The organism is Nitrospira sp. MA-1, from assembly GCA_032139905.1.
In the GTDB taxonomy this organism is placed as follows: Bacteria; Nitrospirota; Nitrospiria; order Nitrospirales; family UBA8639; genus Nitrospira_E.
This window is the reverse complement of record JAQJDB010000007.1, coordinates 1548533-1561318: the sequence shown is the minus strand read 5'-3', so window position 1 is coordinate 1561318 and position 12786 is coordinate 1548533. Positions and strand designations below refer to the sequence as shown.

Here is a 12786-nt window from a genome sequence, read left to right as displayed (position 1 = left end):
CTATTTTGCTAGATGGCGGTCTGCGGTGAGAAGACTCTTAGCATTGGTGACCGCTTGAGCTCGATGGCTGATGCGGTTTTTTTCTGCAAAGGTCATCTCGGCTAAGCTTTTTCCTAGTTGAGGAACATAGAATACTGGATCATACCCGAATCCACCTGTCCCATGAAACTCCTGGGTGATAATTCCCTCTAACACGCCTTCAACGGTTTCTGTCTGCCCATCAGGATTGGCCAGCGCCACCACGGTGATAAATCGGGCGGTTCGCTGGTCTGAAGGCACCCCGTGTAATTCCTGCAATAATTTTTTGCAGTTCTGTTCGTAGGTGGCATGCTCACCCGCGTATCTGGCCGCATAGACCCCTGGACGTCCCTGTAACGCATCCACTTCCAACCCGGTATCGTCGGCCAAGGCCCAGTGTCCGGTATATTTTGCTGTGGCTACGGCCTTTTTGACGGCATTAGCTTGACAGGTGTCGCCATCTTCTTCCACAGCGGGAAAATCAGGGAATTCATTCAAGGTAAGCATAGGAATGTCCACATCATTGAGAATGGATTGAATCTCCTCAACTTTATGTCGATTTCCTGTCGCCAGGACTAATGAGGCGATGACCGGCATGGGGACCAAAATTAGGAAATAGAGCCGATGAGTTCCTTCTGCAAGGTAATCAATTGTTGAATACCTCCCCATCCCATTGCCAAAAACTCATCCAAATCTTTTTTGGAAAAGGGAGACTGTTCGGCCGTTCCTTGCACCTCGACCATCCGGCCATTCCCCGTCATAACTAAATTCATATCCACGTCAGCTTTGGAATCTTCGTCGTAGGCCAGGTCTAACAGGATTTCCCCGGCCACCTTTCCGATACTGATAGCCGCCAGATAATCCAGAAGCGGGCATTGCTTGATCAAACCTTTCTCCTTCAAAGTCGAAAAGGCATCAGCTAGGGCAATGTAGGCGCCAGTGATAGAGGCAGTCCTGGTTCCCCCATCCGCCTGAATCACATCACAATCAATCCAAATGGAGCGTTCACCCATTTGACGCATATCCGTGACGGCTCGTAACGCTCGTCCCACTAACCGTTGGATTTCCAATGTTCGTCCGCCCTGCTTGCCTTTGCTGGCTTCACGGGACATCCGGTCATGGGTCGAACGAGGCAACATCCCATACTCAGCGGTAATCCAGCCTTGCCCCTTGTCCCGTAAAAATGGGGGGACTTTTTCTTCCACTGAAGCCGTACAGACGACCTTCGTCTCTCCCATTTCAATGAGCACTGACCCTTCCGCATATTTGGTAAAGGGACGGGTAATTTTGACAGGTCGGAGTTCATCCGCCCGTCGATTATCTGTTCGCGAAATTCCAAGTGTCGGTAACATCATTCCTCACATTAAAAAAAAAGGGTTTGAATTATAAAGAGGGCTCAGACAAAACACAAATGCGCCAGACACGTTAACCTCAGGAATTTTAAAGAATGGCTGATCTAATAGGATGGTGATAACGTACCATCTGCATTTTTATTTTCGTTGGCAACGGGAATCATTTCTTACGATTCTGAGTTATATACCAGCGAAAAAGCAGCAATCCCGCAATGACCAAACTCACCAGGACCACAAACACGTCTTCAGCAGGAAAGATATAGGGCATGAGTGCTAGGCTGCGGCCGGAATGAAAAGGATTTTCAGGTTTTCATTCATTGACTGAGATGGGGACTCATGATAGATTCGATTTCCCTGCCAGGCCACCATGCACGATATCCGAATCCTTAGCGACCAACTCGACTCTCTCCGCTCCCAACTCGGTGCTAGAGCCGACGATATTCCCTGGGAAACCGTCCAGACCCTAGCGGCACAGCGACGGGTGCTCATCACCCAAAGCGAAGAACTTCGCCACCAGCTCAAAAAAGGATCGGATCGAATTGGCGAACTGAAACGTACCAAACAACCCAGTGAGGATGCCACAACCGCTCTTCGCGACATTCGTGACCGCATCCAGACCATGGACGTAGAATTACGCACCACCGAAGAACAACTACAAGACCACGCCCTCAGAATTCCCAATATTCCGCATGAGTCGGTCCCGCCGGGGAAGGACGAACACGATAACGTGGAGGTGCGACAATGGGGCACGCCTCAGAAATTTCCTTTTGAAGCCCGGTCGCATCAAGATCTGGGTGAGGCACTCGGCATTCTCGATTTCAAACGGGCCACTAAAATTGCCGGAGCCAGATTTTGCGTGTCGATGGGCCTTGGCGCGCAATTGGAACGGGCCCTGGCCAATTTCATGCTTGATTGCCATATCCAAGAACACGGCTATACCGAAGTGCTGCCCCCCATGCTCGTCAACCGGCCCTCCATGACAGGCACCGGCCAGTTACCCAAATTCGCCGAGGATCTCTTTCATCTTTCTGAAGAAGATTTCTTTCTCATTCCCACGGCAGAAGTTCCCGTCACCAACCTGTTTCGAGAAGAAATCCTAGATGCAGAACAGCTCCCGATTCGCTTCGTCGCGTATACCTCCTGCTTTCGCCGAGAGGCCGGATCATACGGAAAAGACACACAAGGTCTGATTCGCATGCACCAATTTCAAAAAGTGGAGCTGGTCAACTTTGTCCAACCAGAGGATTCCTATGACCAGCTGGAACAACTGACCCAAGCGGCCGAATCCATTCTCCAAAAATTGGCACTCCCCTATCGTGTCGTCGCCTTATGCTCCGGCGACCTGGGATTTTCCGCCGCGAAGACCTACGATCTTGAAGTCTGGGTTCCCTCGCAGCAACGGTATCGAGAGATTTCATCCTGTAGTAATTTTGAGGCGTTTCAAGCCCGCCGAGCCAATATTCGCTTCCGCTCCAAGAAGGACAAGCCTCAATTCCTCCACACGCTCAATGGCTCAGGTCTGGCTATTGGTCGAACCGTGGTCGCAATTCTGGAGAATTATCAACAAGCCGACGGGACCGTAAAAATTCCCCCCGCATTGCAACCTTATATGAACGGGGTTAGCGTCATCAGTCCGGGTGCTGTTCCAGCAGGAAAATGTTGATGTTCCCCAAACATGCATGTGATCTTCAGACTGGTGAAATGACACAATCTTTCCACCAACTCTCAACAAATTTGCTTAAGCCGGAGAGTTCACATTCCCGCCTCAGTCGGCTACTATAGGCTTGTATGGAGATGAGCGTGGTGAGATTCAAGTCATCTCCCTTTAAAAGGAGCCTCTTGTCGAGCAATAAGAGCTAGGTCCGCAATTAGGTGAGAGTCAGTCCTACCAACAATCCTCAAGTTTTTGACTCTAAATGATTCGGAGGGGTGCTAGAGTGGTCGAATAGACCGGTCTTGAAAACCGGCGTCGTGAAAGCGACCGTGGGTTCGAATCCCACCCCCTCCGCCAGCCTTCGCCAAGGCTTCGGCTGGCAAGCCAGCACAGAAGAGAGCCAAAATTCCACCAAGTAAACTACCGAAGTAGAAAGGACGAAGGCTGTCCGCCGAAGCTTTAGCGAAGGAGGACACAACCACCCTTCCAAATAGAATATACCGTTCACTATAGCCTCAAAAAGGAGCACATATGTCGAAGACTCTTCCATCCTGGGACCTTCAAGGTCTCTTGCGCCATCCGACCAAAGACTTCAAGCGGATCACCAAAAAGCTTGACTCCCTGATTTCTGAACTCGAGGCCGTACGACCGCATTTATGCCCCGATATTTCTGCCGCCCGTTTCAAAAAAATCTGGGAGCAATACGAAACCGTCACCGAGCAAATGACGACGTTGCGGGCTTTTTCGTCTTTATGGTTTTCGGAAAATACGAAAAATCAGGAAGCCCGGGCGTTTGACACCCAGGTACGGAACCGACTGACAGATTTTTCAAATCGACTGGTCTTTCTTGACCTCTGGTGGCAAAGCCTCGATCCCACCAACGCGGCCCGGCTGACCGAAAAAGCCGAGCGATTTCGATATCATCTTGACACCTTGACTCGATTCACACCGCATACCTTGAGTGAGTCTGAGGAACGAATTTTAACCATTAAAAGTACGACCGGTCGCCAGGCTCTCGAAACATTGTATGGCGTTACCACGAATAGTTTGACATTTCCTATGAAAATAAAAGGCCGGACTACCCGTCTGACCCGCGAACAACTCATGGGATATGTCCGGCATCCATTAGCTTCGGTTCGTCGAGAAGCCTACCATGCCCTCTTTAAGGTCTACGGTGAACACCGTGATGCTCTTGGAGAAATGTATAAAAGCCTGGTTCAGGATTGGGGTAATGAAGGTCTCACCTTGCGGCATTACGCCTCGCCTATGGCCGTGCGCAATGTCACAAATGATGTCCCCGAAAAAGCCGTTGATGCTCTGCTCAAAACCTGTCGAAAGAATGCCGTCATTTTCCAGGAATATTTTCGGTTAAAGGGACGGCTGCTGAAGATGAAACAATTTCAACGATACGATTTGTATGCTCCCTTCACGGCGAAGAAATCAAAATATTCATTTGCCAGGGCGAAAGAACTTGTGATGGAAGCCTATCAAGCCTTTTCCCCTGAATTGGCTCAACGGGCGAAGCAGGTTCTTGAAGAAAACCATCTTGATGCTGCGATTCGACCAGGGAAAATGGGTGGGGCCTTTTGCTATAGCGTCCTCCCGACACAGACTCCCTACGTACTGGTGAATTTTACGGGAGAGCCACGTGATGTCTCGACGCTAGCCCATGAACTGGGACATGCCGTTCATGCCATGATGGCAAAGGAGCATTCCATTTTCACATTTCATTCGTCGCTCCCTCTGGCGGAAACGGCCTCTGTGTTTGGCGAGCACCTGCTTTCGGATTTACTTCTCCAACAGGAAAAGGACCCTAAGGTCAAGGCGGGACTTCTTGTCGATCAACTCGACGATGCGTATGCCACCATTATGCGACAGGCCTATTTTGTTCAATTTGAACGGCAAGCTCATCAGATGGTTCAACAAGGCGCGACCATTGATGCTCTTGCTCAAACCTACCTGGCACTCCTTCGTGAGCAATTCGGGCCTCGCTTACCCGTGGACCAGGAGTTTCAATGGGAGTGGCTAGCCATTCCCCATATTTTTGGCAGTCCGTTTTATTGCTACGCCTACAGCTTTGGCAGTTTATTAGTACTGTCGCTTTTTCAACGCTATCAAACAGAAGGATCCTCCTTCGTCCCTCGATATTTACAATTGCTTTCAGGAGGTGGGTCGGCCAGCCCACAAGACTTGCTCAAACCCCTACAGGTGGATATCAACTCCACGACTTTCTGGCAAGCGGGATTTACAAGAATCCAAGGACTGGTCAATGAACTGGAACGAAGTATGCCGTGAAGGATCTGGCTTTAAACGGGGTCAATCCGTGAGATTAAACAACAGGCAGTATTCCCACGATGGCCATGGTGACAGAAGAAAGCCGAACTGGACGACGCCCTGGGGTGCCTTAGGAAATTCCTGCTTGGCGTTGAAGCCACCTGATGTAGCCAATAATCTGCGTGACATCATCGGCGGTCACGCCTTCGATCTTCGGCATGTTCCCGAACTTCCAATGGTGGGCTTTGACTCCCTGGGCCGCAGCCCGCTGAAAAGCAAAATCCGCATGATGACTGGGTTCATAAATCTTATGAACTAATGGAGGACCTTGACCCGTTCCCGAGGCTTGGGAACCATGGCAAGGAGAACAAAAGGCATTAAATTTTTCCTCGCCTTCTTTGAATTCTGTTGGAAGATCTTTTACTACCGATATTTGTGCGATGGATGCGGGAGCAGAAGATTCCCCGGCACTCGTCCCATTCTCAGAACAGCCAATAACAAACCAACAAAGAAGCCCTGCAAAACCCCGGAGAATTGTCCCTTTAGAATGATGGTTCATGTCCAAATTCCTTTACACCCATACTCGGTCACAATCAGACGTGGCCACAGCCTCATATTTATCCGGCCAGTAGCGGATCGGGAAGTTGGGCCTCTTGAAATCCCTCTTGACGAATTACGCAACTATCACATTGTCCGCACGGTTGATTATGTCGTCCTGGATTATAACAACTATTCGTCCATTGAAAAGGCACCCCTAAGGCATGTCCTTTTTGGATAATTTCACGTTTGGTCAAAAAGAGCAGCGGAGCGAGAATGTCGATCTGTCGACCTTCCAATCCCATTTGTGTGCCGAGACGGGCCACCTCCTTGAATGCCTCAATAAATGCCGGCCGACAATCCGGATAGCCGGAATAGTCACGAATGTTGGCCCCAAAAAAAATACTGGTGGCACCCAACACCTCGGCATAGGCCAGCGCCAAACTTAAGAAAATGGTATTTCTGGCCGGAACATAGGTGATGGGAATCTGCCGTTCACGATCCCGTGCGGGCTGATGGGCGGGAACCGGTATCTGATCGGTTAAGGCCGATCCCCCAAACGTTCGTAAGTCCAGTTGGACTATTTTGTGTTCTTTGACCTCAAAATATTCAGAAATTTTATGCGCACAATCAATTTCCGTTCGATGACGCTGTCCATAATCAATAGTCAGGAAATACAGCTCATGTCCTTCTGATTTGGCAATGGCGGCCGTCACCGTGGAATCCAACCCGCCACTTGCTAGAACAACAATTCTTGACTTAGGCATACGAGAATGTTCCCTGAACCCTTTTCCTCTCGCCTATCAGATGGTTAGCAGAGGGGTATAAGGAAAAATCAGTCACGGCCTCAGGTTTTGTTGGAAAGAAAGTTGAAGGCGCAAAACGCATTTGTCGAATTGGATGAGTGTATGCCACTCCCAATTAGACAGGGTCAGAGAGCAGATGCAGCAATCCTTCTGATTATTGCCGCTGTTCCGATCGTTCAATTTTTTCCATCAGTTCTCGTTTGGATTTACACTCGACACACAAACGCGCAAACGGAAGCGCTTGCAAACGCTTTTCATTGATCTCGCCCCCACATTCTGCGCACACACCATAGGTGCCTTCATCCAAACTATCCAAGGCATCATCAATCAGTTGTCGTTCGCGATTTCGCATTTCTTGAAGCGAAATCCCCATTTCGCGATCCAAATCCACCAGCGCCTGGTCCCCGCTGTCCATCGCCGCTTCCAGCCGGCGTTGTTGTTCTTCTGTCACTGATTGACCAAGCTGTTGTTTGATTTCTTGAATCAGCGCTTCCCGTTTGGCCAAGAGAATTTCCTTTAACGCCACATGACGATCCTCTGTTTGAGCTTTCGCCGGCTTCCGCGGAGCAGGGGTTGTGGAAGTGGCTTTTGCTGTGGTTTTTTTCGTCCCGGCGGTGACCGTCGCTTTCGTTTCTTTCTTTACTGGTCTTTCGGCCATACTACATTCCTTTCTTCCTTCGAAAGTTAACCATTCTCTCACACGACTGGAGGATCAATGTCTGCGCACACCTTCCCCGTTGCATCATGCAATACGAGTAAAGTCTTTGTCCTTATTCATACGTAATCAGGGAGTGAATTTCACACCCGTTTAATTTGTTTCGTCCTTCAAGCCCAAGTAATTCCACTAAAAACACCACGCCGGCAATATCTCCACCCAGTTGCCGAATGAGATGGACTGTCGCCCCGGCCGTTCCTCCAGTCGCAAGGAGATCGTCAACCACAAGCACTCGCTCTCCCTCTTGAATCGCATCACGATGAATCGACAACGTCGTCGAGCCATACTCTAAATTATAATTGACCTCAAACACATCGGCCGGTAATTTGCCAGGCTTCCGGACAGGGACAAATCCGGCATTCAAGTGATACGCCAATGGGCTTCCTAAAATAAACCCTCGTGATTCAATCCCAACCACCCTGGTAATACCGGCATCCTGGTAGTGTCGAATGCATTCATCAATAATGGAACGAAAGCAAACAGGATTATTTAATAAGGGCGTAATATCATAAAAGAGGATACCCGGCTTAGGAAAATCAGGAACCTCTCGAATATGCGCTTTATAGTCCATAGATAAACTACTCAATCTTGATAAGACCTGTGGTTTCTTCTAACTTTTATATCGGAATTATCCGATCCGCACCGCCCTCTATCCCTTACAGAAAAGTACGAAGGATTTGGAACCCTTCAGTTTGCCTGTTTGGGTCTTTCCAGTCAACTATTACCTGAAGAACTTGAGAGAGAGGAGGCCCTTTGTGGAGAGTGTGGAGAAAGGTCTGAACAGAGGCGTGTGGCCCCTCCACTTCCAATTCGACTTCTCCTCCAGCGCGGTTTCGCACCCATCCATGCAATGACCTCCTGTTGGCCTGCATTTGTACAAATGCTCGAAATCCGACTCCTTGAACTGTTCCACTCACACAGGCATGAGCCCGAACAATCTCTTCCATCTGCTCTTTCAGTTCCTCCTCAACCGGATACCGTGCGTCCAGATTTCTTTGCTGAATGGTGAGCAGCATAATCCTGTAGTAGCTGTTTTCCAACCCTCGTGGCTTCTCGGATACAATCAGGGATACCGATGCCATACATTCCTGCTCCTGTCACATAGAGACCTGGCGAATGAGCTAAGTGTTCCTGAAGCTTCGCCAACCGGTCCCGATGTCCGAGCACATATTGAGGCATTCCCTGCTTCCATCGATGGACTTCTGTATAGGTCGGAGCGGTCGTGATCCCGACCAAAGACGTTAATTCTCCCCGAACACACTCCACAAGTGAGTCATCATCCTGCTCAAGAACCGACTCTCGCCCTCGACCACCGATGTAACAACGAATCAGAGTTTCTCCAGCCCTGCTCCTATCCGGCCACTTTAACGAAGTCCAGGTTGCCGCAAGCAATGGGCGTTGTTCTTTTCGAGGAACAACAAATCCGAATCCTCGAATCTGCGACCTAATGGATTCAGGGGGATAGGCCATAGAAATCGTAGCCGTCGAGGCATAGGGAATGCCATCTAACAGACTCGCTGCTTCAGGCTGAATGGCACGAAGCAACTGAGCGGTCTGATAGGCGGGAGTGGCCAACACAACGGCATCAGCTGGAAGCCGATCTCCATTATCCAACATAACGTGAAATACGCCAGACTCAGGAGCCGGAGACTGAATTTCCTGACACTCGGCACCTCCAATTAATTCTACTCCACGTCTGCGCAATGCCTCCACTAAGGTTCGAATGAGCTCCCCTAATCCCCCTCGAAGCGACATAAACATCGTGGGAGTATCACCGGAGGAACGCGGGGCGGCTGGCGCGGCGCCCAAAGCCTTCCGCATTCCTTTAATGACACTGCCATGTTCTCGCTCTAATTCGCGAAATCGAGGAAAGGTCGACTCAATACTCAGTTCATCTGCATCCCCGGCATAGATGCCTGCCACCAATGGTTCAATGAGGTTTTCGAAGGCTTCAGTCCCAAACCGTCGACGAAAAAACTCGCCCATTGATTCGTCTGCCGGCCAAGGATTCCGCCTTGGCCAAAAGCGCTCGGCCGCCATCCGAAGCATTCCACCCCAGGACAAGAGTCCGCTAGAAACAAGGGTATCAACCCGTCGTGGCCGAAAGGCCAATAATCCTTGTGGAAGTTCTCTCAAGGCACCCCGGCAAAATGAAAACGTTTGATTGTGTTGTGAGTTGGTAGAAATTAATTGATCTTGAAGCCCCAGGGTCCGGCACAATTCGAGCGCCCACGGCTTTGAAGTGAGAAAGGAGTCAGGTCCCCCTTCAATCAGATACTTGTCTGTGACATGTGTCAGAATTTTCCCACCCCATCTGGGATCTCGTTCAACGACTGTGCATTGTACGGCCGTCTGGGTTTTCTCAGCTTCTTCCATGATGGCATACGACGTGGCGAGGCCGGATATCCCTCCTCCCACAATAACCACTTGGTACGGTGTCTTCCTCATGAAGTCTCGAGCAATCAACGAGGAAATGCTAGAACGTGGTGAGAAATTGAAATAAACAGGTTTTCATGGAGGGATGGGAAAAGCTGACAGGAAAAAGCACCTACGAGGAAGCCGTGGAAAACCGGCGAACACATTCAATGGCAAATTCAACGCTGTGCAAAGGGGTATTAGGAAGAATTCCGTGACCTAAATTAAATATGTGACCGGGTCGGCCGCCAGCTTGCTGCATAATATCCTTCACCCGACGCTCGATTTCTTTTTCAGGGGCAAACAGTACCAGGGGGTCCAGATTACCTTGAATACTCACATCAAACCCAATGGTCCTCCATGCTTCATCCAAACGAACACGCCAGTCGACGCCCATGACATCGCTTCCAGCCTTTCGCATAAGTGGAAGAAGCCCAGTCGTCCCTGTTCCAAAATAGATAAGGGGAATCCCTTCAACGCGTAGGGCTGAAAAAATATTTTGAACATGAGGAAGGACATATTCTTCATAATCGCCAGGACTTAAGCTTCCGACCCAACTATCAAAAAGCTGAATAGCTTGGGCGCCTGCTCGACTTTGCACCCGTAGATATTCCACGACAACCACAGACAGTTTGGACATTAATTGATGCCACACGGTTGGCTGCGAGAACATCAAATGTTTGGTTCGGGCATAGTCACGTGAGCTTCCGCCCTCAATGGCGTAACTGGCTAACGTGAACGGCGCCCCGGCAAATCCAAGTAAGGGGACTCGATTATCGAGGGCCTGAAGTGTCTGGCGAATGGCTTCCCCGGCATAAGCGAAGGCCTCCCCATCGACCTGACGCAGGTCCACAATGCCCATCTCACCTCGTATCGGATTATCAATAACCGGACCCTTCCCCTCAACAAATTCCAGGTTTAATCCCATGGCTTGGAGGGGCAATAAAATATCCGCAAAAATTATTGCCGCATCCAGATCAAAGCGATTAATCGGTTGAAGGGTGACTTCGGCAGCTAACGCCGGTGTTTTGCATACTTCTAAAATCGAATACTTGCGTCGGATAGCCTGGTACTCTTCCATGTACCGCCCTGCCTGACGCATAAACCAAACCGGGGTCCGGTCTACAGGCTGTCGCATACAGGCTTTTATAAATCGGTCATTCATGGCTGGCATTCTACGAATGGAGAAAAAGCGAGTCAATCAATAACGTTCACAAAGTGATGCTGGTTATTATTATGTTCGGCAGATTGTCTTTCTAATCAAAAATGATCTCCCTCTCTTACCTGTTAAATACGACGGGATACCACCAATCCATTTCCGTTCATGGTAAAAGAGGTGCCAGCTCTTGGCGAATTCTCTGGGCCTGACCCTCCACAACATCTCGTTGATCACCAGACATGACCCACGCCTCATCCGGTTGCAGTTCAATGCGATAATGTTGTTGATCAGTCGAAAACCATTCAAAGTAAGGGTGGGGGTCAAGAAGAGGGTGCGGATCAAACGACATGAGACTGACTTTGCCTAGTTGAGGGATGGAAAAATCATAAAGCGATCCTCCGGCTTGAGGATCATCTAAAAATCGTGGGTTTTGAAAACCCACGATTTTTCCGGCAATCTCTCCAACAAAATCTCCAACCAAATACACATCCACGGTTTCCAGTCCAGCTAAGGTGATTTGCCCAACGACCGATCCGACAATCCGATTGTCTAAAAAACCTTCCTTCACCCACCGGGCGCTAGCAAATGTTTCCGCCATAACAAATACTATTTAAAAAAGAAAAATCCCTCTCACGGACTGGTTGTACTGAAAGTCACAAAATCAGAACCCACGAGCTACGGTTTACATAAAGGACATTTGAGTTGGAGGGTGGCATCCGTATTTTCCAAATTTTCCAGAGCCGTATCCTTATCTGGATATTCGGTCCATCCGCCTTCCCAAAAGTCCGCCCGATGCGGGCCTGAAGGCACCTCCGGACAACGATCCCGATGGATCATTGCTTCATCAAGTGATCGTTTCAGATGGATCCAATACCCCATAGTCGTGATGCTCCTTCACTGGATGGTACGCCGAGCCTGCCCCACAGGCACGATCAAAGATTTACGTGAAAACAACCTGTCAGGAATATTAACGAAGAGGGAGCCTGACCTGCAGGAATTCAGTTATCGACAAATTGCCATTCATCTTTATCTAAAAAAACTTTTTGCCCCGCATCAAGCTTGGCTTGCTGTTCCTTATCAAAAAACTGCATATACCGCTCAATGCGATCCGGATCGTCAATACGTTCCTCCTTGACCATTCCAGTGGGCAATTTAAATTTCCTAATTAACACCGACATGACTCATTCCTCCAAAATTTGACTGTAAAAAGACCAACGAAAAATTATAGTGAAATCATAAACTTGCCGTCAATATTTTTTTGGACATTTCCATAGTCACTACGTTTATCCATTGGCCACGCCTAGGCATTCTTCGATATACTGGGGTCCTGACAGACTCGATATTAATCATGTTCATCGTATAATTTCAAAGGAGTCCGGTATGCCATTGTATGAATATGTCTGCGAAGGTTGCGATCATCGTTATGAGGCCATGCAAGCGCTTAGCGTGAAACCAGAAGAAACTCTTTGCCCTAAATGCAACACCACCAAAAGCCGACGCATCATGTCCTCGTTTGCGTCGAAAATTGTGGGAACACATAAACCAGGATTTGCAGAAGGCAAAGCCTATAACATGTTGAATGAACGAATGGATAAGTTTTCCAAACTCCCTCCTATTATGGGCCAACGCGCAGAGCCGACCGAGTCAAATTTTAACCCCCCAGCAGGAGAATAGGATGAGGCTTGGGCGGACATGTATAAAGCTGACCGCTCAAGGTATTCTATCCTCCACAATTCCCGCCCCTTGACATTTATTTCTATAAACCGGAAAGATGTGCCCGTTTTTTTATTCTTGGTCATATCGTAACCTGGTTTTTCGACCACTGGCGTGGCCGTTGTTTTTGGTAGGGATGATAA

15 protein-coding genes and 1 tRNA gene are annotated in these 12786 nt (G+C 49.1%); 4 read left to right on the top strand and 12 right to left on the bottom strand.

Annotated features, from left to right (window positions below; genetic code table 11):
- The gene (locus tag PJI16_19870; protein ID MDT3779822.1) at positions 1 to 615 is read right to left on the bottom strand and encodes an XTP/dITP diphosphatase; all 615 of its coding nucleotides are present in this window, start codon (positions 613 to 615) and stop codon (positions 1 to 3) included.
- A gap of 11 nt (positions 616 to 626) precedes the next feature.
- Complete coding sequence (rph, locus tag PJI16_19865; protein ID MDT3779821.1) at positions 627 to 1352, bottom strand: ribonuclease PH; 726 nt, start codon at positions 1350 to 1352, stop codon at positions 627 to 629.
- Positions 1353 to 1737: 385 nt separating this feature from the next.
- On the opposite strand from rph, the gene serS reads away from it, so the two are divergent.
- The 3 genes from serS (at position 1738) to PJI16_19850 (ending at position 5319) form a co-directional block, all read left to right on the top strand.
- A complete protein-coding gene (gene serS, locus PJI16_19860; protein MDT3779820.1) occupies positions 1738 to 3033 on the top strand; it encodes a serine--tRNA ligase in 1296 nt (431 codons plus the stop codon).
- Between the two features lie 260 nt (positions 3034 to 3293).
- Positions 3294 to 3381: transfer RNA gene (locus PJI16_19855), tRNA-Ser, on the top strand.
- 174 nt (positions 3382 to 3555) lie between these two features.
- A complete protein-coding gene (locus PJI16_19850; protein MDT3779819.1) occupies positions 3556 to 5319 on the top strand; it encodes a M3 family oligoendopeptidase in 1764 nt (587 codons plus the stop codon).
- Between the two features lie 109 nt (positions 5320 to 5428).
- Here the strand turns inward: PJI16_19850 and PJI16_19845 are convergent, their stop codons facing one another.
- The 10 genes from PJI16_19845 to PJI16_19800 all read right to left on the bottom strand — a co-directional run bounded on the left by PJI16_19845 (position 5429) and on the right by PJI16_19800 (position 12108).
- Positions 5429 to 5857, bottom strand: a complete 429-nt coding sequence (locus tag PJI16_19845) for a cytochrome c (protein MDT3779818.1) — start codon at positions 5855 to 5857, stop codon at positions 5429 to 5431.
- A gap of 58 nt (positions 5858 to 5915) precedes the next feature.
- Entirely contained in the window at positions 5916 to 6602 is a 687-nt protein-coding gene (gene queC / locus PJI16_19840) for a 7-cyano-7-deazaguanine synthase QueC (GenBank protein ID MDT3779817.1), read from the bottom strand.
- A 193-nt stretch (positions 6603 to 6795) separates the two neighbouring features.
- Positions 6796 to 7299 carry a TraR/DksA family transcriptional regulator gene (locus PJI16_19835; protein MDT3779816.1) on the bottom strand — a complete coding sequence of 168 codons (504 nt, stop codon included), beginning with the start codon at positions 7297 to 7299 and terminating at the stop codon, positions 6796 to 6798.
- 112 nt (positions 7300 to 7411) lie between these two features.
- The gene (locus tag PJI16_19830) at positions 7412 to 7927 is read right to left on the bottom strand and encodes an adenine phosphoribosyltransferase (protein MDT3779815.1); all 516 of its coding nucleotides are present in this window, start codon (positions 7925 to 7927) and stop codon (positions 7412 to 7414) included.
- Between the two features lie 85 nt (positions 7928 to 8012).
- Positions 8013 to 8303: an acylphosphatase gene (locus tag PJI16_19825; protein MDT3779814.1), complete on the bottom strand. Its 291-nt coding sequence runs from the start codon at positions 8301 to 8303 to the stop codon at positions 8013 to 8015.
- Between the two features lie 19 nt (positions 8304 to 8322).
- Positions 8323 to 9804 carry a protoporphyrinogen oxidase gene (gene hemG, locus PJI16_19820; protein ID MDT3779813.1) on the bottom strand — a complete coding sequence of 494 codons (1482 nt, stop codon included), beginning with the start codon at positions 9802 to 9804 and terminating at the stop codon, positions 8323 to 8325.
- A 100-nt stretch (positions 9805 to 9904) separates the two neighbouring features.
- Entirely contained in the window at positions 9905 to 10936 is a 1032-nt protein-coding gene (gene hemE, locus PJI16_19815) for a uroporphyrinogen decarboxylase (GenBank protein MDT3779812.1), read from the bottom strand.
- 157 nt (positions 10937 to 11093) lie between these two features.
- Positions 11094 to 11528: a hypothetical protein gene (locus tag PJI16_19810; GenBank protein ID MDT3779811.1), complete on the bottom strand. Its 435-nt coding sequence runs from the start codon at positions 11526 to 11528 to the stop codon at positions 11094 to 11096.
- Between the two features lie 77 nt (positions 11529 to 11605).
- The gene (locus PJI16_19805; protein MDT3779810.1) at positions 11606 to 11809 is read right to left on the bottom strand and encodes a hypothetical protein; all 204 of its coding nucleotides are present in this window, start codon (positions 11807 to 11809) and stop codon (positions 11606 to 11608) included.
- Between the two features lie 119 nt (positions 11810 to 11928).
- Positions 11929 to 12108, bottom strand: coding sequence for a hypothetical protein (locus PJI16_19800; GenBank protein ID MDT3779809.1), 180 nt, complete (start codon positions 12106 to 12108; stop codon positions 11929 to 11931).
- Positions 12109 to 12310: 202 nt separating this feature from the next.
- Here PJI16_19800 and PJI16_19795 point away from each other — a divergent pair, with 202 nt between their 5' ends.
- Positions 12311 to 12604, top strand: coding sequence for a zinc ribbon domain-containing protein (locus PJI16_19795; protein MDT3779808.1), 294 nt, complete (start codon positions 12311 to 12313; stop codon positions 12602 to 12604).
- Positions 12605 to 12786 lie beyond the last annotated feature (182 nt).

What these genes read in the sequence shown, in the direction of transcription:
- PJI16_19870 (MDT3779822.1), bottom strand. Translation starts at nt 615, where the DNA reads ATGCCGGTCATCGCCTCATTAGTCCTGGCGACAGGAAATCGACATAAA.
- serS (MDT3779820.1), top strand. Translation starts at nt 1,738, where the DNA reads ATGCACGATATCCGAATCCTTAGCGACCAACTCGACTCTCTCCGCTCC.
- PJI16_19850 (MDT3779819.1), top strand. Translation starts at nt 3,556, where the DNA reads ATGTCGAAGACTCTTCCATCCTGGGACCTTCAAGGTCTCTTGCGCCAT.
- PJI16_19845 (MDT3779818.1), bottom strand. Translation starts at nt 5,857, where the DNA reads ATGAACCATCATTCTAAAGGGACAATTCTCCGGGGTTTTGCAGGGCTT.
- queC (MDT3779817.1), bottom strand. Translation starts at nt 6,602, where the DNA reads ATGCCTAAGTCAAGAATTGTTGTTCTAGCAAGTGGCGGGTTGGATTCC.
- PJI16_19835 (MDT3779816.1), bottom strand. Translation starts at nt 7,299, where the DNA reads ATGGCCGAAAGACCAGTAAAGAAAGAAACGAAAGCGACGGTCACCGCC.
- PJI16_19830 (MDT3779815.1), bottom strand. Translation starts at nt 7,927, where the DNA reads ATGGACTATAAAGCGCATATTCGAGAGGTTCCTGATTTTCCTAAGCCG.
- PJI16_19825 (MDT3779814.1), bottom strand. Translation starts at nt 8,303, where the DNA reads ATGGAAGAGATTGTTCGGGCTCATGCCTGTGTGAGTGGAACAGTTCAA.
- hemG (MDT3779813.1), bottom strand. Translation starts at nt 9,804, where the DNA reads ATGAGGAAGACACCGTACCAAGTGGTTATTGTGGGAGGAGGGATATCC.
- hemE (MDT3779812.1), bottom strand. Translation starts at nt 10,936, where the DNA reads ATGAATGACCGATTTATAAAAGCCTGTATGCGACAGCCTGTAGACCGG.
- PJI16_19810 (MDT3779811.1), bottom strand. Translation starts at nt 11,528, where the DNA reads ATGGCGGAAACATTTGCTAGCGCCCGGTGGGTGAAGGAAGGTTTTTTA.
- PJI16_19805 (MDT3779810.1), bottom strand. Translation starts at nt 11,809, where the DNA reads ATGGGGTATTGGATCCATCTGAAACGATCACTTGATGAAGCAATGATC.
- PJI16_19800 (MDT3779809.1), bottom strand. Translation starts at nt 12,108, where the DNA reads ATGTCGGTGTTAATTAGGAAATTTAAATTGCCCACTGGAATGGTCAAG.
- PJI16_19795 (MDT3779808.1), top strand. Translation starts at nt 12,311, where the DNA reads ATGCCATTGTATGAATATGTCTGCGAAGGTTGCGATCATCGTTATGAG.